We start from the raw sequence: 19,344 nt of genomic DNA, 5'->3' as shown, positions 1-19,344 counted from the left end.
ATGCGCATCGTGGCTGCCGGTCCGCGATTTCCGGTGGCCGTGTCGCCCATAACAGGATGTTCGCCACCCAGCACACATCGGCGAAGGAGCGGGTCGGGGCAATCACAGAACAGACCGGCCGGCAGGCGGGATCTGTGAATAGCAGAAAAGACCGGCACGAGTCGAGCCGAAGAGCGACGCACTATCGGGACAGGACTCGGACAGATTGCGCCTTTCGTCTAGAAACCACCCGTTCAGCCAGTGCCGCGGCCAATGCCCGGCCTGGCGCCGCCATCATGGCGTAAAATACCGGCCTTGCCGCCCATTCGGCGCTTCCGACCGTATTCCACCATGACGACCATCGCCTCTACGCAGGAAATCATCGCCGAGCTCAAAGCAGGCCGTATGGTCGTGCTCGTTGACGAGGAAGATCGCGAGAACGAGGGCGACCTCGTGATCGCCGCCGAATTCGTCACGCCCGAAGCCATCAATTTCATGGCGAAGTACGGGCGTGGGCTCATCTGCCTGACGCTGACGCAAGACCGCTGCCGGCAGTTGAATCTGCCGCTGATGACGTACAAGAACGGTACCCAGTACGGCACGGCATTCACGGTCAGTATCGAAGCCGCCGAAGGCGTGACGACGGGGATCTCGGCCGCCGACCGTGCCCGCACGGTGCTGGCCGCGGTCGCACCGAATGCGCGCGCCGACGATATCGTCCAGCCGGGTCACGTGTTTCCGATCATGGCCCAGCCCGGCGGCGTGCTCGTCCGCGCAGGCCATACCGAAGCGGGTTGCGACCTGACCGCCCTGGCCGGGCTCACGCCCGCATCCGTCATCTGCGAAATCATCAAGGACGACGGCACGATGGCGCGCCTGCCGGACCTGACCGTCTTCGCGGCCGAGCACAACCTCAAGATCGGCACGATTGCCGACCTGATCCACTACCGCAGCCGCACGGAATCGATCATCGAACGCGTCGGTGAGCGCACCATGCAAACGGTCTACGGTGCCTTCCGCTCGATCATGTATCGCGACAAGCCGAGCGGCGCACCTCACCTTGCTTTGGTCAAGGGCTCGCCGGAGCCGGCGCGCGATACCATCGTCCGTGTGCACGAACCGCTCTCTCTACTCGATCTGCTCGAGACGTCGTGCTCGACCCACTCATGGACGCTGCACGCGGCGTTGCGCGAAATCTCGGAGCGCGAGTCGGGCGTCGTCGTGCTGCTGAACTGCGGCGATTCGCAGGACCACTTGCTCGAAGTCTTCGAGGCCTTCGACTGCGCCGACAAAGCGCAAGCGCTCAAACGCCGGCCGGTCGATTTCAAGACGTTCGGCATCGGCGCGCAGATCCTTCGCGACCTGGGCGTCGGCCGCATGCAAGTGCTGTCCAACCCGCGCAAGATCAGCAGCATGTCGGGATACGGCCTCGAGATCACGGGCTTCGTACCGATGCCCGGCGTCAAGGCGCCAACGCCGGTTCCCGCGGAGCTGTATACGGGGGCTTGATACAGCGAGCAAAAGTAGTGATCCTGCGTGGTGATCGTGCGCGCTGACATCGAATCGTGATGTAGCGCCGCAAAAATCTGGATTCCAACCGAATACGAACTTCCAACCCGGAACCTGACAATGGAAATCGGACAATACCAACCCAACCTCGACGGTGATGGCCTTCGCATCGGCATCGTGCAGTCGCGCTTCAATGAACCGGTCTGCAACGGCCTCGTCGACGCGTGCGTCGAAGAGCTCGAGCGTCTCGGCGTCGTCGGCGAAGACGTCCTGCTCGTGACGGTGCCCGGCGCGCTCGAAATTCCGCTCGCGCTGCAAAAGCTCGCAGAAAGCGGCCAGTTCGATGCGCTGATCGCGCTCGGCGCCGTGATCCGTGGCGAAACGTACCACTTCGAGCTGGTCTCGAACGAAAGCGGTTCGGGTATTTCGCGCGTCGCGCTCGATTTCAACCTGCCGGTCGCCAACGCTGTCCTGACGACCGAAAACGACGAGCAAGCACTCGCTCGCATGAACGAAAAGGGCCGTGACGCCGCGCGTGTCGCCGTCGAAATGGCCAACCTCACGTCGGCGCTCGACCAGCTCGCGCAGGACGGTTCCGATGAAGATGAAGAAGGAGAAGGTGAATGAAGAGCGCACGCCGTCGCTCCCGCGAATTTGCCACGCAGGGTCTGTATCAATGGCTGCTCTCGGGTGCGGGTCACACCGAAATCGAAGCGCAGCTGCGTGGCGCGGACGGCTTCGACAAGGCTGACAAGGCGCTGTTCGACACGCTCGTCAAGGGCGTGATTCGCGACTCCGAAACGCTCAGCGAGAAACTCCAGCCGCTGCTCGACCGCCCGATCGCCGAACTCTCGCCAGTCGAGCGCTCGGTGCTGCTGATCGGCGCGTACGAGCTCGTCAATCAGATCGACGTGCCGTATCGCGTGGTGATCAACGAAGCGGTTGAACTCACCAAGACGTTCGGCGGCTCGGATGGGTACAAGTACGTGAACGGCGTGCTCGACAAGCTCGCCGCACAGGTTCGTCCCGAAGAAGCGAAACAGCAACGCCCGAGGTCGTAAGCGCATGGTGTTGCCCAAGCTCGCGGCGCGCGTCGATGACATCGCGCCGTTCTATGTGATGGAGTTGATGAAGGAGGCGTTCGAACTCGAGCGCGCCGGACGCAACATCATCCATATGTCGGTCGGACAGCCGGATTTCACGGCGCCGCCGGCCGTCGTCGAGGCCGCCGCCGCTGCGATGCATGGCGGCCGTACGCATTACACCAATGCGCTCGGTCTCACGCCGCTGCGCGAAGCCATTGCGCGCTTTTATCGCGATACCCAGCAACTCGACATCGATCCGTCGCGCATCATCGTGACGGCCGGCGCGTCGGCGGCCCTGCTGCTGGCGTGCACGGCGCTCGTCGATCGCGACGACGAAGTCCTGATGCCCGACCCGTGCTACCCGTGCAACCGGCACTTCGTGTCGGCCGCCGACGGCAAGCCCGTGATGATCGAAAGCGGACCCGAGGCCCGCTTCCAGCTCACGGCAGAGCACGTCGAGCAGCATTGGGGCCCGCGCACGCGCGGCGTGCTGCTCGCGTCGCCGTCGAACCCGACCGGCACATCGATCGAGCATGACGAATTGCGCAGGCTCGTCGATGTCGTGCGTTCTCACGGCGGCTTTACGGTCGTCGACGAGATCTATCAGGGCCTGAGTTACGAAGCGCATCCGAAGTCGGCGCTCACGCTCGGCGACGACATCGTGACGGTCAACAGCTTTTCGAAGTACTTCAATATGACGGGCTGGCGACTCGGTTGGCTCGTCGTGCCGCAGCAGTGGGTTGCGGTATTCGAGAAGCTCGCACAGAACCTGTTTATCTGCGCCTCCGCGGTGTCACAACACGCGGCGATCGCCTGCTTCGAACCTGAGACGCTCGCGATCTACGAGTCGCGCCGTCGCGAATTCCAGCGGCGCCGCGACTACATTGTGCCGGCATTGCGTCAGCTGGGTTTTGGCGTGCCCGTCGTGCCCGACGGGGCGTTCTATGTGTATGCAGATTGCACACAGGTCCCGCATGCGGCGCGCGGGGACAGCTCGGCGCTGACGCGCGCGATTCTTCATGACGCGGGTGTCGGCCTCGTCCCGGGTGTCGATTTCGGCACGGCTGCGCCGCGCCAGTATCTGCGTCTGTCGTATGCGACGGCGTACGAGAAGATCGAGGAAGCGGTCGAACGAATCGGGACGTTGTTTGCGCGGAGCGCCTAGCACGCGGCGCTTTTCGATAAAGGAAACGTAAAAAAAGCGGATACGCCCTTGGCGCATCCGCTTTTTTGTTTTCAGTATCCGGTGTTGCCGCTGCCGAAGCTTAGCTCGCGTCGGCGATATGCACGGCGGCCTTGGCGCCGGCATGGCTCGGCGTCGACGTATCCGTCGTCGTGTCTTCGTCCGTCGACGCATCCGTCGACGAGCCCTTCGTCGTGTGCGCAGCCGGAATCGCCTTCGCGGGCGCAGGCGCGGCCTGAGCCGTCGTCTGAACCGGCAGTTGCGGTGCATTGATCGGCACCGCGCGGCCGTGCGCGACATCGCGCAGACGCGTGCGCTCGGCGATCACTTTCAGACCGTAGCCACCGTCGCTATTGGGCGTCGTCGAGCCGACGTAGAGACGCAGGCCCGTAGGCAGTGAACCACCGCGCGCGATGCAATCCTTGAGCACCAGCGCACCGACCTTGATGTTCGCGAGCGGTTGAAGCGCAGCCGCCGGACCGCCGAAGTAGTCGAACTTGTCCGAGTGCACCTTCGACATGACCTGCATGAGGCCCTGCGCGCCCACGCCGCTTTCAGCATAGGGATTGAAGGCCGATTCGATCGCCATGACCGAGAGCAGCAGCAGCGGATCGAGACCGACTTCGCGACCGGTGTCGAATGCGGCATGAACCAGACGCGTCATTGGCGACTCGGCCACGTGATAGCGGCGCGAGAGGAAATTGGCGACACGGTCCTGCTCGACCTGCGACATGATCACGCGATCGTCGCGCGCATCGGCGACGACACGATCGTCCGGGATCAGACTGGCGAACGGCTGGATCGACGGCATCCGCGTCGAGTTCACGTCGAGCGACGAATCGTTGGCGGTCGCCGAGGACGCACCGAGCTGCTGGGCGTTGCCCTCGAACGCGAGCGGCGGCTGGGCGTACGGGACCAACGGCATGCTCGACGCGCGCGCATCCGCGCTCGGCACGAGCACCTGGATCGCGCCGCTCGAAAGCAAGCGACCCACGGCAGGTCCCGTCTGCTCAGCAGCCGCGAGCAGCGGCATCAGGCGTCCGGCAGCGGCCGCTCGCCACTGCGGCTGAAGCCACAGCGCAATCGCGACGACCGAGGCCGTCACGCCGAGCGTGCTGAAGAAATGTTGGCTGTACCTCGTCGCGCGTCGGAAAGCCACGCGCACGACCTGCGGAATTCGCGAATCGGCCAGCCAAGGTAATCGAGCATTCATGCTGCGAATCTCCCTCGTGCATGGTGGACCGTCGAAGCCGGAACGGCGCTTCTCGGGCAGACCAAGGTGTCTGCGCGGACCAGGGAGGGTTCGCGCCCGACACCGGGGTGAAGGCAATTGCTGTCGCAGAGGCTGCATCCAGGCCCGCGGCTTGCGGGGCACTACGCAGTACTACACCACGTCAACACCACCGGGCGTCGCGCACTAGGGGCGCACGTCCGGTAAGCCATCTCATTCAAGGCCGGGCGGGGAGGCGGCCAACGCCGAAGCGTCCCGGACGGTTCGTCCGGTATGGAAACCCATCGTTTAGAGAGCCCCGCGACTAGTGGGAGCGGATTCTAGCAGGGTTTTATGTTCCGTCAACGATAAAACCCGGCCACTTGATAACAAAAAAGCATAAAGACCCGACAGGCAAGAGTTCACCCTCGGGACGTGCCCCAAGCAACGAGGTCTCCAAGTTAATGGGCACTTCGGAGTTAATTGTTACTATCGGTAAATCTGCGTGGGGTCCCCCACGTAGAGGTAATTGATCCTACAAACGCTCGCCATTTTTCCGTCATGCGCATGCCATCGGACTGAGCTACGCAGCAACTTGTACGTCGTGCTGAAGAGGACTTTTCCGATGCGCGATGCACAACACACCAGGCCGGGCAGAAATACCGGCGAGCGGCGACAATGCTGGCCGACACAAGCACGGCTCCCATCGAATGAAATACAAAGATCTGCGTGACTTCACGCACCAGCTCGAAGCACTGGGCGAACTCAAGCGCGTCTCGGCTCCCGTCTCACCGGTGCTCGAGATGACTGAACTCTGCGACCGTGTGCTGCGTGCTGGCGGGCCTGCGCTTCTATTCGAGAAGCCTGCCGGCGCAACGATGCCTGTACTGGGCAATCTGTTCGGCACGCCGCGCCGTGTAGCACTGGGCATGGGCGTCGATGCAAGCGGCAACGACGGTGCACTCACCTCGCTGCGCGATATCGGACGCCTGCTCTCCGCTCTTAAGGAACCCGAACCACCCAAAGGGCTCAAGGATGCGGGCAAGCTGTTGTCCCTCGCCAAGGCCGTCTGGGACATGGCGCCGAAGACCGTGTCGTCGCCCGCGTGCCAGGAAGTCGTCTGGGAGGGCAACGATGTCGATCTGTATCGACTGCCCATACAGACATGCTGGCCCGGTGATGTCGCACCACTCGTGACATGGGGTCTCACCGTGACACGCGGACCACACAAGCCACGGCAAAATCTCGGCATCTACCGGCAGCAGCTGATCGGCCGCAACAAGCTCATCATGCGCTGGCTTGCGCATCGAGGCGGCGCACTCGACTTCCGCGAATTCGCGGCGCAAAACCCGGGCAAGCCCTACCCTGTCGCGGTGGCGCTCGGCGCCGATCCGGCGACGATTCTCGGTGCGGTGACGCCGGTGCCCGACACGCTGTCCGAATACCAGTTTGCCGGCCTGCTTCGAGGCGGCAAGACCGAGCTCGCGAACTGCCTGACGCCCGGCCTCGAATCCCTGCGCGTGCCGGCACGTGCCGAGATCGTGCTTGAAGGTTTCATTCATCCGCAAAACGGCGCGCCCGATCCTGCGCCCGCCGGCGCACCACCCCGCCCCACGAAGGGGCCGGCGGCTCTGTATGAACACGCCCTCGAAGGTCCGTATGGCGATCACACGGGCTACTACAACGAGCAGGAATGGTTTCCGGTGTTCACCGTCGAGCGCATCACGATGCGTCGCGATGCGATCTACCACTCGACGTATACGGGTAAGCCGCCCGACGAGCCTGCGGTACTCGGTGTTGCGTTGAACGAAGTGTTCGTTCCCCTGTTACAAAAACAGTTTACCGAGATCACGGACTTCTACCTGCCGCCTGAAGGATGCAGCTACCGCATGGCGATCGTGCAGATGCGCAAGAGCTATCCGGGTCATGCCAAGCGCGTGATGTTCGGCGTCTGGAGCTTCCTGCGGCAGTTCATGTACACGAAGTTCATCGTGATCGTCGATGAAGATGTCGACATTCGCGACTGGAAGGAAGTGATCTGGGCGATCACGACGCGAGTCGACCCGAGCCGCGACACCCTGCTCGTCGATCGCACGCCGATCGACTATCTTGACTTTGCATCACCGATCGCTGGCCTCGGTTCGAAAATGGGGATCGACGCGACCAACAAATGGCCGGGAGAGACCGATCGCGAATGGGGCCGCGCGATCGAAATGGATGCCGCCGTCAAGGCGCGCGTCGACGGGCTGATGCAGACCCTCGGACTGTGACAACGTGGTGTGACAAATAAAAACGCCGTCGCTGGCACTGTTTCTTCCCGACCGGACGACATTCCGCGGGGAGATTCAACGCTACGACGGCGTTTCATTTTCATTCATTCGGAACGCCGCTTTAAGCGGCCGATCCGAAACTGAGACTCCCGGTCAAAACCGGTTCGTTCTGCTTCTTATACTGCCGAGGGAATCGGTGTCTGACACCGCCTCGTTGAAGCAACGATCGCGACGATCCGTACCGGCAGCAAAACGATCAATACCGGTGGTAGTAGTGCGGGTGCCCGTAATACCCACCATGGCCGTAGTAACCACGACCGTAATAACCGCGGCCGTAGTAACGCGGACCGTAGTACACGCCTCCGCCGTAGACAACCGGGGCCGGAGCATACACAACCGGCGGCGGCGCGTAGACGACCGGCGGGGGCGCCGCGTACACCGGAGCCGGTGCCACGTATACAGGGGCTGGCGCGACAAACGGCACCCCGATACCGATCCCGACCGACACGTGTGCCTGCGCGGCGCTCGCGGCACCCAATGCAATACCGGCAACGGCAATCAATGGAACGATCTTTTTCACAGCGCTCTCCTGGTGACTCTGCGTCCAAATGGGCCTACTGAGGCGATAACGTCCAAATGGACCTTTGCGATGACTTCAATTTAGCGAAAACAGAGCCCGGCTGCAGAAGCCATTTGTACCAAATTGCAATTCACGTTTCTGTAATCGCCTTGCGCACACGATGGGACGCACTGTGTGTGCCCAATTCAGATCGTGGTGTTTCTATCAAAATCAATAGACAGCGCGCCCATGCCCGCACGGAACGTGGCAAAATTTGCAGGACAGACGGAAGGATCATTTTTTTGCGGTAATTTTTATTTACAAAGCGCTCGGGCTTATCAGAGCGCGACGAATGCAGCACGCGACTTCACGAGCACGTATCGCATACGTTCCGGCACCCCGCAGCGTCGAGGCGGCGTCGACCGGGGTAGCGAACAAGAGATGAGGCGCGGAAAGCACGAACGCGAATACGCGCGCGAGCACACGCGACGGACATGCAGGGAGCGGCCGGCCATGCCGCTATGGACCAGCACAGGGGAGTAGAAGAACAACATGGAATTCAAACGACTCGACCGAGGAAGCGCACTTCAGCCGCTGTTGCCCAGCGAAGTGCTCCCGCAGACCAAACTCGACTGGCCGATTTTCGATTCGGACGGCACGCTGATCGCCGAGCGCGGCCAGATGCTGCCGAGCCGCGAGGACCGGGACTTCCTGTTCATTCATTTCGAGCCGCATCGCACGAAGATCGACGGCGATCAGACGATTGCGATCGACGGACCGGCCGGCACGACGGCCGCCATGTCGCCTGAAACAGCGAACGGCACGCCGTCGGATTTCTCGCTGCAAACAGGCCACGTGCTGCGGATCAAGACGCCCAAGGGCATCAAGCAATCGCATGCCCTGAGCCGCGTGATCGGCCAGACGCTGAACCAGAAGACGTTTATCTCGCCGCCGCTGGTCGACGGAAAGCCACTGCGACTGCTGCCGGGCGAAGAGATCCAGATCATGGCGTTCTCGGGCAAGCATATTTTCGAGTTTCGCTGCTCGGTCGAAACCGTCTGCATGACGCCGTTCGAGTACCTGATCCTGTCGAAGCCGTTCGACGTGCGCCGCGTCAAGCTGCGCCGCTCGGTTCGCGTGTCGGCGCGCATCGCATGCTGGCTCTCGTCGGGGGAACGTTTCCAAGGCACGTACGACATGCTCGGCGTCGTGCGCGACATCAGTGTGATGGGCGCGTCGCTGAACGCTCGCGGCCGCATTGCAGAGGCCGGTGGACGGCTCCATTTGCGTTTCTCGGTGCGTACGCAGGACTACGACATCGAGATCCGCACGCCCGCCATCATTCGCAGCATCAATGCGTCGGCTGACGATCCGACCTTGTTTGTCTACGGCCTCGAATTCGAAGCGCTCGCGCCGGTCGAGCACCTCGCGCTCCAGTGTTTCGTCAACGAACACTCGGCCGGCAGCACGACGAACTAAACACTCCTCTGCTTCAAACCCCGTGACACGTCCTTCAGGCATCCGTCGGATGTCTGATGCAAGGCGTGTCACGCGAGCGTCATATCACTAGCGGGCTCGCAGGTTCAGCGATGCAACCGCGCCCAATGCTCTGCTCTCCTACGTTTCCCCTCTGCGCTCTCCGCACCGTTCGCTAAGCGCACGCGCTTCGGCGACGAAATGTCAGTCTCACATCGCGCGCCGATCCAGCAACCCTTGCCTACCTATCACTCAAAGCGATAGGTAAAAACTTCGACATCGATCGTTAAGATGTTCTTTATCTTGTCGTAAACACCGATGAGCGCCGCGCTAAACAAACCGGCATTTCGTCCTCGTTTCGCAATACCAATCAATTGCCATGCTGAAGAACATCACGATTCGCACCCGGCTCGCGCTGGCCATGGGGTTTCTGGGCCTTTTGCTGATCATCGGCGCTGCGCTCGGCGCAGTCGGTATCTCGATGAGCAATGCGGATCAGAAGGAGCTGTACACGAATCAACTGACATCGGCCGTCGCACTGGGCCGCTCGAGCGTGTTCTATGCACGTGGCCGCCTTGTGCTCGACCGTATCGCGATCGATCCGAACCGCAGCGATGCCGCTGACCTGCTCAAGCGCGCCCACGAGATGTTCAGTTCGGCGGACGCCACCTGGGACGCCTATCGCGCCCTGCCGTCGTCGCCGGATGAAGCCGACCTGACGGCTCAGGTCGACACCAAACGCAAGGCCTTTGAGGCAGGCGTACTCGCCAAAACGTTCGCCGCACTCGAGGCAAAAGACACCGCCGCAGTCAACGAGCTGATCGCTCGTCAGCTGACAGGTCCCTACAACGACGTAGCCGATGGCATCGCCAAGCTGCAATCCATGCAAGAACGGCAAGCGAAAGCGCTCTATCAAGGCGCGCAGGACCGCTTCCATATGATCATGACGATCACGGGCGTCGGCTTGCTGGTGGGCCTTGCACTGGCCTTCTTCGCCTGGAGCACCCTGCGCAAGGCGATCGCCCAACCGCTCGACGCCGCGCTGGGCCATTTCCGTGCGATTTCCGCAGGCGACCTCACGCAGCAAGTCGACGTGCGTTCGCACGATGAAATGGGTCAATTGCTCGACGGCATCAAGGGCATGCAGCAGAAGCTGACGTCGACGCTGGTCGCCGTGCGCGACGGCGCGCAATCGATCGCCACGGCGACCGCGCAGATTTCCGCGGGCAACACCGATCTGTCGCAACGCACGGAAGAACAGGCGGCATCGCTTGAAGAAACGGCATCCAGCATGGAACAGCTGACGTCCACCGTGCGTCAGAACGCCGACAACGCGCGCCAGGCGACCGAACTCGCGCGCTCCGCATCGAATGTCGCGAATCAGGGCAGCACCGTGGTTTCGCAGGTCGTCGACACGATGGACGGCATCAACGGCAGCTCGCGGCAGATCGCCGACATCATCGGTGTGATCGAAGGCATCGCGTTCCAGACGAACATCCTGGCGCTCAACGCCGCCGTTGAAGCGGCGCGTGCGGGGGAACAGGGACGCGGCTTTGCAGTGGTAGCCGGTGAAGTGCGTACGCTTGCTCAGCGTAGCGCAACGGCTGCCAAGGAAATCAAGGCGCTGATTCACGAGTCGGTCGAGCGCGTGGGCAACGGCACCGAACTCGTCGGCCGCGCAGGCCGCACGATGAGCGAGATCAACGATGCGGTGCGTCGCGTGACGGACATCATGGCCGAGATCGCCGCTGCATCAGAAGAACAGAGCGACGGCATCGAGCAAGTCAACAAGGCCGTGACGCAGATGGACGAAGTGACTCAGCAGAACGCAGCGCTCGTCGAAGAGGCGGCTGCCGCAGCAGTTTCACTCGAGGAACAAGCGACGCGCATGACCGACACGGTCAGCGTGTTCCGCATGAAGGCAGCCTGATAAGGCATTGCCCCGATGTCCGGCGACCGCCGGACATCGCCTCGAAATCGTTACACGCCGGTACGTTCCGCCGCGACGACCGCAGGGTTCTGTCCACGCGAGGACGCCGGAAACAGCGCATCGCGCAGCCGCAGGAACGGGAACTCGATCGCACGCGTGGTCACGTAGCCGATCGTCACGCCAATCACCATCTGCGCCACCAGTGCGGCGATCCAGATCGGCACCGGCGAAAGGCCGGCTTGCGTCATGTGCGTGATCAGGGCCTGCCCTGGCGCAAGCGCCAGCGAATGCCACAGATAGATGCCATACGAATACACACCGAGCCATGCGATGCCGCGATACAGGCGCGCACGCGCCAGCGCGCCGCTATGCTCGCTGACCAGCACAATCAACGCGCTATAACCGACGGCCTGAATCGTGTAGCCGATGGTCTCGTTCCAGTCGGGCCGGCGATGCGCGAACGCGATCCACGCGACCGTCAGCGCGACCAGCACGCACAACACCACGCGCCGGTTCGCGAACGCCGCATAGGTGCGCGGCTTGAGCCAATACAATGCCGCGAGGATCACACCCGCAAGCAGGCTGTCGATCCGGTACTGCGTAAACATTGCCGCCGCATGCAACTCGCCTTCATAGACGACCACACAGCGCGCGGCGAGCACAACCGCGCAGACGCCGAGCAATGCCTTGATCAACGCAGATGACCCGACCCGCCACTTCGCTGCGAGCAGCAACACAGGCGGCAGGATCAGATAGAAATGCTCCTCGATCGCAAGACTCCACGTCTGCGTGATCGAAGAACCAAAGAAGTTCTGCACGTGAAACGCGTTCTGCCACAGGAACGAGTCGATCGGATGCCGTCCGGCGATCACGTGGAATATGAGCAGCACGTAGTACGCGGGCCAGATCTTGAAGATCCGCCGCACGATAAAGCGCCAGGCGTCGATCGTGCCCTTCTCGGCCAGTTGCTTGAGCAACAGACCGCCGACCAGAAAGCCACTGAGCGTAAAGAACAGATTGACGCCTTCGAGCCCGAACTCCCGGAACGCCACGTCGAACGCATCGAACACGGGCACGCCCGTCGACACGCTGACGAAGTGATCGAGCATCACCGCGAGGATCGCGAGACCCCGCACGAAATCCAGCTCGACCCGCCGGCCCTGCATATTGGGGCGCGTCAGACGCGCCGCGTCGGCTTCAATACTCATGGGCACCCGGCTCAATACGCATTGGCGCCGATAAACCCGCGAGCGAGCGTCATGAACACAATCTTGACGTCGAACCAGAACGTCCAGTTGACCATGTAATAGAGATCGCAAGCGACGCGGCCCGCCATCTTTTCGACGCGGTCGGTCTCCCCGCGAAAGCCGTTGACCTGTGCCCAGCCCGTGATGCCCGGCTTGATCCGGTACCGGTACATATAGTTCTGCACGAGGTCTTTATATTGTTCGTCGTGCTCGACGGCATGCGGACGCGGCCCGACCACCGACATGTCGCCCTTGAGCACGTTGATGAATTGCGGCAGCTCGTCGATGCTCGACTTGCGCAGGATCGCCCCCACGCGCGTAATCCGCGGATCGCCCTTGGTCGCCTGCTTGATCTTGCCGACTTCGGGCTTGTGCATGCGCATCGAACGGAATTTGTAGATCCAGAATTCATTGCCGTCGACGCCCTTGCGCTTCTGCTTGAACAGCACCGGGCCTTCTGACGACAGCTTGACCGCGATGGCCACCACCAGGAACACCGGCGCCAGCATCAGCAGCACGCACGCGGCGAACGCACGGTCGAACATGTCTTTCTGGATCAGGCTCATGCCCGAACGCGGCGCGGCGACCAGATTGATCGACGGCAGACCCAGCACGTCGACGGTGCCGAGATTTGCGAGTGCGAGGTGATCGAGGTCGGGCAGCAGGCGGATATTGACGAAGTCGTGCTTGAACTCGCCGATATAGCGATCGCAGGGGTGCGGTTCCGACGGACGCCCCGTGAGCCAGAGTTCCGTAATCCCCGATTCGCGGATCAGGCGCGTCAGCGCCTCCCAGCCGTTCAACACCGGCACACCCGCCGCTTCGGCAATCGCGCCATGTGTGTCGATGGCCGCTACACTCGCGGTTTCGTCGTAGATCGCCACCGGCAGGTAGCCGGCATGCGGTGCGCCGGCCATCCGCTGAACGAGACGGTAGGCATCCGGCGTCGAGCCGACGATCGCCACGCGCTTCTGGTTGTAGCCTGCGCTGCGCAGACGTCCCAGTGCGGTCGCGATGATCTGACGCGACACGATCAGCAGCACGCCCGTGAACACCGTCCACCAGACGAGCCACGCATGCGGCACATGGGAGACGCGATGAAGCATCGCGTAGGCCGCGACGCCGATGATTTGGGCAACGAACCATCCGGCCAGCGCAGGCACGCTCAACTGCAACGCAGTCTTGCCGCGCCACGACTGGTACGCGTTGAACATCGGGAAGATCAGCGTAACGAGCGCAGCATCGAGCGCGATCATCATGCCGCGGGCATCGATCAGGCGCGGATCGATATCAGGGACGAGCGTGTAGGCGATCAACGCACCCAGCACGACGATTACCAGATCTAGCAACTGGCGGACGGCGTCGAACATGACTCATTCTCCAGAAGGCCGGTCCGGTGGACCGGCGCCCCATCGGGCAGGCGAATGACAGCGCTCGGCGAACGAGACCTGGTTTGATCGACCTCCAACGAACCCCGACGGCCGTACCAAACGCATTTACTGTCTTATGCGTTGAATCATAACGACGCGGAATGCGGGCAAATTTGCCGTGACTGAATAAGCAGAGATGTTGGCGGAATGCGCAGCGCACCCAATTCAATTTACTCCCGCACCGCATCATTTTTCCGCCAGCTCGGCAAATTTACCGCTTATCAAACGTGCAACTTAAACAAGCGTGTTGGCGTATTACGACGATGTTGCGGCTATTACGTTTGGACATATCTTTTTCAGACGGACACGGAAGCGTTACGAGATGTGTGTGCCTTGCCCGGCGGCCCCCTCCGACACTTCAAACATGCGCTTTAACTGCCGATTAGTTATATCGATAGACAAATGCGAGACAGCGCTCAGGTATTTTTTGCGCGTTTTCCACCCCATGAACTTAGGAGCAGGAAGAATCTGCTATTTGGCAGTCCGATAGAGACTCCTTTCCCTCCCAGCACTAAATTTGGTAATTTCTTAGCTCTGCCACCTGAGCGACTTTTTGATGTGATATCCAGAAACCCTCACCCCCTCACAATCCGCCAACATGCCGTTCTAATCGGTCAGTTGGCGAGCGAAGGCGAGGCGGCTGAGTATGATGCAGTGCAACCTACAACAAGAAACTCAACAACATTCCGGGGAAACGTTTCTGAGGAAACGACATGCCGTTTGTTGCACACCTAGAACAGTCGGGCAGCTTCGTTCACCGCCTCTGCAGAGAGGTGGAAACGCTGTCTGGCCATGGCATCGAGTCCTCGACGCTGGCCGCCACACCGGCCCGCAAGATCGGGATCGTGCTATTTGAAGGTTTCTCGCTGCTGCGCGCGGGAGTGATCGCCGAGGTCTTCAATCGGGCGAATCTACTTGCCATGCGTCGGCCAGCAGGAAACTCCGTCTACACCATTCGCATGCTGTCGTTTTCGGGCGGTAGCGTGCCATGCTCGTCGGCCGTTCATATCTGGACCGAGCGTTTCGACGCCAGCCAGTATCAGAACTTCGACGCGCTGTTTATCGGCGGCGGCAAAGGCGCTCAACACGCCGCGCTCGACGACCGGCTGCTTGGCCGTATGCGCTTCGGTTACAACGATGCGTCGTTCCGTAACACACCGGTCACCCGACTCGCGCTGCTTAGCACGGGTTTGACGACCGGTATCGACGGGATGGGCATGAGCGGTCATACGCCGGGCTCGGAAGAAGACTGGTTTGCGTCAATGGCCAGTGCGCTGATGCTCGTCAAATGCGATCTCGGCATCGATATCGCACGCGAGATCGGCGAGCAGATGATGCCGGGCGCGACACCGCGTCTTGCGCCGCTGCTTGCGGATGCCGGCACGACGAGCGTGCGTGACAAGGTCCGTACTTCGGCACGCTGGTTGAAGGAAAACTGTGAGCGTCCGATCTCGGTGGCGGATGCCGCCCAGGTCGCTGCAATGAGCGAGCGCAACTACCTGCGACGTTTCAAGGATGAAATTGGCGTCACGCCATCGGAGTATTTGTTGCGCGCACGTCTTGACACTGTCTGCCGTCTGTTGATTGAAACCGATCTGCCCGTCGACAAAATCGCTCGACGCAACGGCATGGCCAATGGCGACCGTCTCGCCAAGATTTTCCGCAAGCGGATGCTCGTGTCGCCGACCGAGTACCGCGTACAGAACCGCCAGGCGCAAGCCGCGTACTGAGTTAAGCGCTCTATCCCGTACGCCGGCTGCGCACTGAGCGGTCGCCCATCTCTCCCGGGTTGATCCTCCGGTGGCCTATGTCCACCGGCGTCATGTCGTTTGGCTGCCAGAAAGATGAACATTTTAAAAACGCTTGCATCATCGTCGTCGATTGCGATGGCACTGACCCTCGCCGGCTGCGGTCTTGATCCGGGCCAGCATTACAGCAGCTCGGACATCGACAAGTACGGCCAGACCGTATCGGGCATGCCGGGTGCCGACCGGACGACCGGCGACAAGACCGTCGCCCCTGGAGATCAGCCTCCCCCCGGAGCGCTGACCGAAATCACGCCTGAGCTGATCCAGGCCGAACGCCGCGCCGAGCCCACCAATATCTCGCACGACGTACAGAGCTTGTTCGCCGACCCCGCGCCCTATCAGATCGGGCCGGGCGACGTGCTCTCGATCAATGTCTGGGATCACCCCGAACTGAATCTGCCGACCAACTCCGTGCAGACCGTCGGGATCGACTACACGGGTTCCGCTTCGGTCTCGTCGGGCTATACCGTCGATTCGAGCGGCATGGTCCAGTTCGCGTATGCGGGCGCCGTGCATGTGGGCGGCCTCACGGAAATGCAGGCGCGCGACGTGCTGACGGCACGACTCGGCGCCTTTGTGAAGAGCCCGCAGATCACCTTGCGCGTGCAGTCGTATCGCAGCCGTCGTGTCTATATGGATGGCGAAGTCCGCACGCCGGGCGTGCAGATCTTCAACGACGTGCCGATGACATTGCCCGAAGCGATCAATCGGGCAGGCGGCTACACACCCGTGGGTGACCGCGCCTCGATCGCAGTCGTGCGCGGCGGCAAGTCGATCATGGTCAATATCCAGGATCTCGTCGCCAAAGGCATCAACCCGAACCGCGTGATGCTCCAGAACGGCGACATGGTCCGCGTGATGGCGCGTGAAGACAGCAAGGTCTTCGTGCTCGGCGAAGTCACGCGTCCGACGACGCTGTTTATCCGCAACGGCGAACTTACGCTCAACGAGGCGTTGGGCGATGCAGGTGGCGTGAATCAGTCCACCGGTGACGGCAAGCAACTCTATGTCGTGCGCAATATCGCAAGCGACAAGCATGAGATTTTCCACCTTGATGCATCGAATCCGGCGTCCTACGCGATGGCGGAGAACTTCCAGCTCAAGGCAAAGGACGTCGTGTTTGTCGATACGGCCGCCGTCGTGCGTTGGGGCCGTGTGGTCAACAACATCGTGCCGAGCGCGCAGGCCGCGTACTTCGGCAAGGCTGCGGCCACTTACTGATGCCTGAATTCGGATAGGAATCCGAAGACCGGCGTCTGATACCCGGAAACCCGGCGGGAGCGCATACCGCGCGCGCCCGCCGGGCCTAGCCACTTACCGTTGCAGGAGCCGTACCGTGGATCGACCGAACAACCCGCCCGCCAAGCATCCTGGCCCGCAGGGGCGCACGCTCCGACCCATTACCTCTTCGCTTTCCGCTTCGAACGCCGGCGCCATTCCGATGGGGCAAGTGATCGATGTGACCGAACGCGGCCACATCGATGGCGGCGCCTTTGTGGACACACTCTACGATGGCCGCTATCTGATCGCGACCATCACCGTGCTCGCCGTGCTCGGCGGGATCGGCTACGCGATCTTCGCGCCGCCCGTCTACGAGTCGAACATCCTGATCCAGGTCGAGGACAACTCGAACTCGGCCACCGATCTGATGACGAGCATCTCGCAGATGTTCGACATCAAGACGGCCGCATCCGACGAAATCGACATTCTGAATTCGCGTCTCGTGCTCGAGACCGCGGTCAACCAGTCGCACCTCTATATCGTTGCCGAACCCAAGCGCTTCCCGATCTTCGGGCGCTGGTGGGCAGGCAAGCATGTCGGCATGTACACGCCGGGCTTCTTCGGCCACGGCGGGTATCTATGGGGTTCGGAAAAGATCGACGTCGCGCAGTTCGATACGCCAACCGATCTATACGACAAGCCCCTGGTCGTCACGGCGCTGGGTGGCGGCAAATACTCGATCGACAGCCAGAAATTCCATATCCATGCGACCGGCATGGCGGGCCAGCCGCTGACGGCGCAAAGCGATGTCGGGCCGTTCACGATCAATGTGTCCAACATCCAGTCCGCGGCGGGTGGCCAGTTCGCGCTCAAGCGCAAGTCGGTCATCGCGACGACCAATGCCCTCGCCAAGGCGCTCAAGATCACGCAGTCCAACAAGGACTCGGACGTCATCCAGGCGAGCCTGCAGGGCAATGACCCCGCACGCACGAGCGCGGTGCTGACGGCCATCGGCGAGCAGTACATTCACCAGAACATCGCACGGAAATCGGCCGAAGCCGACAAGTCGATCGCGTTCCTCGAAGCGCAGTTGCCGACCGTCAAGAAGAAGCTCGAAGCGTCGGAAGCTGCCTACAACGCGTTCCGCACGAAAAACGCGTCGCTCGACCTGACAGCGGAAGGGTCAGCCGTGCTTCAGCAATCGGTCGACGCCCAGAACAAGCTCGCCGATCTCGAACAGCAAAAGCAGGAGCTGAGCGCCCGCTTCACAGCGCAGCACCCGGCGGTGATCGCGATCCAGCAGCAGGAAGACGTCCTCAAGCAGCGCCTCGGCACCATCGATTCGAAGACGCGCTCGCTGCCCGACCTCGAGCAGAACGAGCTGCGCCTGCAACGCGACGTGCAGGTCAACAGTGATCTCTATACGAACCTGCTCAACAGCGAACAGCAGTTGCGACTCGCGAGTGCCGGTAAAGCGGGGAATGCACGGCTCGTCGACAAGGCCCAGGTCGCAGAACTCCCGGTCAAGCCGAATCGCAAGATCGTGGTGTTGCTCTCAGCGCTTGTCGGCGTGTTTGGCGGTTGCCTGATCGCCTGGATCCGCTCGCAGATGCATAAGAGCATCGTGCATGCACGCGATATCGAAACCACGACGGGCCTGCCGGTCTACGCGATCGTGCCGCACAGCAAGCAGCAGCGTCTGACCGACGGCCGGCGCTGGTCGCCCAAGCATGCGGGCCGGGTGGGCGTGCTCGCGCACGTGCACAGCGACAGCATTCCGATCGAGAGCCTGCGTAATTTCCGTACCGCGCTGCAGTTCGTGATGCTCAACTCGGCGAACAATATCGTCGTCGTGACGGGTGCAACGCCGGGCGTCGGCAAGACGTTCACGACCGCCAATATGGCGGCAGTGCTTGCCGCGTCGAACAAGACCGTGCTGCTCGTCGACGCGGACATGCGCAAGGGCGACGTCAGTCGCCATTTCGGACTGCCGCAGGGCCCGGGCCTCGCCGAGATGATCGGCAACGACATGCAGGTCGAGGAAGTCGTGCAGCGCGACGTGCTGCCGCGCCTCGACGTGATCACCTGTGGCAAGGTGCCGCCGCACCCGTCGGAACTGCTCTCGAGCCCGCGCTTCACGCGCTTCCTCGAAGGGGCGAGCGAGCACTACGACGTCGTGCTCATCGACACCCCGCCGGTACTTGCGGTGGCCGATGCCGGCATCGTCGGCAATCAGGCCGGCTCGGTGTTCCTCGTGACCAAGCAGGGCGAGACGACCTTCGGCCAGATCAAGGAATCGATCAAGCGACTCAGCCATGCGGGCGTGCCGCTCAATGGCGTGGTGCTCAACGGCGTGCGTGCGCGTCCGGGCGACAAGCAGTATGGCTACGGTCAGTACAGCTACCCGACCGTTCCGGCACGCGCATCGAGGGCTTGA

General features: G+C 61.9%; 14 protein-coding genes. 10 read left to right on the top strand and 4 right to left on the bottom strand.

The genetic code is table 11. The features are described from left to right. Positions 1 to 330 precede the first annotated feature (330 nt). The 4 genes from ribBA (at position 331) to ACMFWR_RS05700 (ending at position 3,738) form a co-directional block, all read left to right on the top strand. Positions 331 to 1,488, top strand: a complete 1,158-nt coding sequence (gene ribBA, locus ACMFWR_RS05715; protein WP_413194043.1) for a bifunctional 3,4-dihydroxy-2-butanone-4-phosphate synthase/GTP cyclohydrolase II — start codon at positions 331 to 333, stop codon at positions 1,486 to 1,488. 120 nt (positions 1,489 to 1,608) lie between these two features. Continuing rightward, positions 1,609 to 2,115, top strand: coding sequence for a 6,7-dimethyl-8-ribityllumazine synthase (gene ribH, locus ACMFWR_RS05710; protein ID WP_413194042.1), 507 nt, complete (start codon positions 1,609 to 1,611; stop codon positions 2,113 to 2,115). Next, positions 2,112 to 2,549: a transcription antitermination factor NusB gene (gene nusB, locus ACMFWR_RS05705; protein ID WP_413194041.1), complete on the top strand. Its 438-nt coding sequence runs from the start codon at positions 2,112 to 2,114 to the stop codon at positions 2,547 to 2,549. The genes ribH and nusB overlap by 4 nt, the downstream gene beginning before the upstream one ends. 4 nt (positions 2,550 to 2,553) lie before the next feature. Then, a complete protein-coding gene (locus tag ACMFWR_RS05700) occupies positions 2,554 to 3,738 on the top strand; it encodes a pyridoxal phosphate-dependent aminotransferase (RefSeq protein ID WP_413194040.1) in 1,185 nt (394 codons plus the stop codon). Positions 3,739 to 3,838: 100 nt separating this feature from the next. Here ACMFWR_RS05700 and ACMFWR_RS05695 read toward each other — a convergent pair whose 3' ends face one another. After that, entirely contained in the window at positions 3,839 to 4,969 is a 1,131-nt protein-coding gene (locus tag ACMFWR_RS05695) for a transglycosylase SLT domain-containing protein (protein ID WP_413194039.1), read from the bottom strand. A 707-nt stretch (positions 4,970 to 5,676) separates the two neighbouring features. On the opposite strand from ACMFWR_RS05695, the gene ACMFWR_RS05690 reads away from it, so the two are divergent. Further along, positions 5,677 to 7,236 (top strand): UbiD family decarboxylase, encoded by a 1,560-nt coding sequence (locus tag ACMFWR_RS05690; protein ID WP_413194038.1) that lies wholly within the window; start codon positions 5,677 to 5,679, stop codon positions 7,234 to 7,236. Positions 7,237 to 7,492: 256 nt separating this feature from the next. On the opposite strand, the gene ACMFWR_RS05685 is transcribed toward ACMFWR_RS05690, so the two are convergent. Beyond that, entirely contained in the window at positions 7,493 to 7,816 is a 324-nt protein-coding gene (locus tag ACMFWR_RS05685) for a hypothetical protein (protein ID WP_413194037.1), read from the bottom strand. Positions 7,817 to 8,347: 531 nt separating this feature from the next. Between ACMFWR_RS05685 and ACMFWR_RS05680 the strand changes: the two genes are divergently transcribed. Then, the gene (locus ACMFWR_RS05680; RefSeq protein ID WP_413194036.1) at positions 8,348 to 9,274 is read left to right on the top strand and encodes a flagellar brake protein; all 927 of its coding nucleotides are present in this window, start codon (positions 8,348 to 8,350) and stop codon (positions 9,272 to 9,274) included. A gap of 376 nt (positions 9,275 to 9,650) precedes the next feature. Beyond that, positions 9,651 to 11,201 (top strand): methyl-accepting chemotaxis protein, encoded by a 1,551-nt coding sequence (locus tag ACMFWR_RS05675; protein ID WP_413194035.1) that lies wholly within the window; start codon positions 9,651 to 9,653, stop codon positions 11,199 to 11,201. A gap of 50 nt (positions 11,202 to 11,251) precedes the next feature. Here ACMFWR_RS05675 and ACMFWR_RS05670 read toward each other — a convergent pair whose 3' ends face one another. Both ACMFWR_RS05670 and ACMFWR_RS05665 read right to left on the bottom strand, forming a co-directional pair. Then, the gene (locus ACMFWR_RS05670; protein WP_413194034.1) at positions 11,252 to 12,409 is read right to left on the bottom strand and encodes an acyltransferase family protein; all 1,158 of its coding nucleotides are present in this window, start codon (positions 12,407 to 12,409) and stop codon (positions 11,252 to 11,254) included. A gap of 11 nt (positions 12,410 to 12,420) precedes the next feature. Continuing rightward, positions 12,421 to 13,818 carry an undecaprenyl-phosphate glucose phosphotransferase gene (locus tag ACMFWR_RS05665; RefSeq protein WP_413194033.1) on the bottom strand — a complete coding sequence of 466 codons (1,398 nt, stop codon included), beginning with the start codon at positions 13,816 to 13,818 and terminating at the stop codon, positions 12,421 to 12,423. A gap of 773 nt (positions 13,819 to 14,591) precedes the next feature. Between ACMFWR_RS05665 and ACMFWR_RS05660 the strand changes: the two genes are divergently transcribed. The 3 genes from ACMFWR_RS05660 (at position 14,592) to ACMFWR_RS05650 (ending at position 19,344) form a co-directional block, all read left to right on the top strand. Beyond that, positions 14,592 to 15,608, top strand: coding sequence for a helix-turn-helix domain-containing protein (locus tag ACMFWR_RS05660; RefSeq protein ID WP_413194032.1), 1,017 nt, complete (start codon positions 14,592 to 14,594; stop codon positions 15,606 to 15,608). A 114-nt stretch (positions 15,609 to 15,722) separates the two neighbouring features. Next, positions 15,723 to 16,907 carry a polysaccharide biosynthesis/export family protein gene (locus ACMFWR_RS05655; protein ID WP_413194031.1) on the top strand — a complete coding sequence of 395 codons (1,185 nt, stop codon included), beginning with the start codon at positions 15,723 to 15,725 and terminating at the stop codon, positions 16,905 to 16,907. 115 nt (positions 16,908 to 17,022) lie between these two features. Further along, positions 17,023 to 19,344: a polysaccharide biosynthesis tyrosine autokinase gene (locus ACMFWR_RS05650; protein ID WP_413194030.1), complete on the top strand. Its 2,322-nt coding sequence runs from the start codon at positions 17,023 to 17,025 to the stop codon at positions 19,342 to 19,344.

The organism is Pararobbsia alpina, from assembly GCF_965118125.1.
GTDB classification, from domain to species: Bacteria; Pseudomonadota; Gammaproteobacteria; order Burkholderiales; family Burkholderiaceae; genus Pararobbsia; species Pararobbsia alpina_A.
The sequence above is the reverse complement of the archived record's forward strand: the minus strand, read 5'-3'. Positions and strand labels throughout refer to the sequence as shown.

Bases quoted from the DNA above. Each gene is read 5' to 3' on its own strand.
- ribBA (WP_413194043.1), top strand. From the start codon at position 331: ATGACGACCATCGCCTCTACGCAGGAAATCATCGCCGAGCTCAAAGCA.
- ribH (WP_413194042.1), top strand. From the start codon at position 1,609: ATGGAAATCGGACAATACCAACCCAACCTCGACGGTGATGGCCTTCGC.
- nusB (WP_413194041.1), top strand. From the start codon at position 2,112: ATGAAGAGCGCACGCCGTCGCTCCCGCGAATTTGCCACGCAGGGTCTG.
- ACMFWR_RS05700 (WP_413194040.1), top strand. From the start codon at position 2,554: ATGGTGTTGCCCAAGCTCGCGGCGCGCGTCGATGACATCGCGCCGTTC.
- ACMFWR_RS05695 (WP_413194039.1), bottom strand. From the start codon at position 4,969: ATGAATGCTCGATTACCTTGGCTGGCCGATTCGCGAATTCCGCAGGTC.
- ACMFWR_RS05690 (WP_413194038.1), top strand. From the start codon at position 5,677: ATGAAATACAAAGATCTGCGTGACTTCACGCACCAGCTCGAAGCACTG.
- ACMFWR_RS05680 (WP_413194036.1), top strand. From the start codon at position 8,348: ATGGAATTCAAACGACTCGACCGAGGAAGCGCACTTCAGCCGCTGTTG.
- ACMFWR_RS05675 (WP_413194035.1), top strand. From the start codon at position 9,651: ATGCTGAAGAACATCACGATTCGCACCCGGCTCGCGCTGGCCATGGGG.
- ACMFWR_RS05670 (WP_413194034.1), bottom strand. From the start codon at position 12,409: ATGAGTATTGAAGCCGACGCGGCGCGTCTGACGCGCCCCAATATGCAG.
- ACMFWR_RS05665 (WP_413194033.1), bottom strand. From the start codon at position 13,818: ATGTTCGACGCCGTCCGCCAGTTGCTAGATCTGGTAATCGTCGTGCTG.
- ACMFWR_RS05660 (WP_413194032.1), top strand. From the start codon at position 14,592: ATGCCGTTTGTTGCACACCTAGAACAGTCGGGCAGCTTCGTTCACCGC.
- ACMFWR_RS05655 (WP_413194031.1), top strand. From the start codon at position 15,723: ATGAACATTTTAAAAACGCTTGCATCATCGTCGTCGATTGCGATGGCA.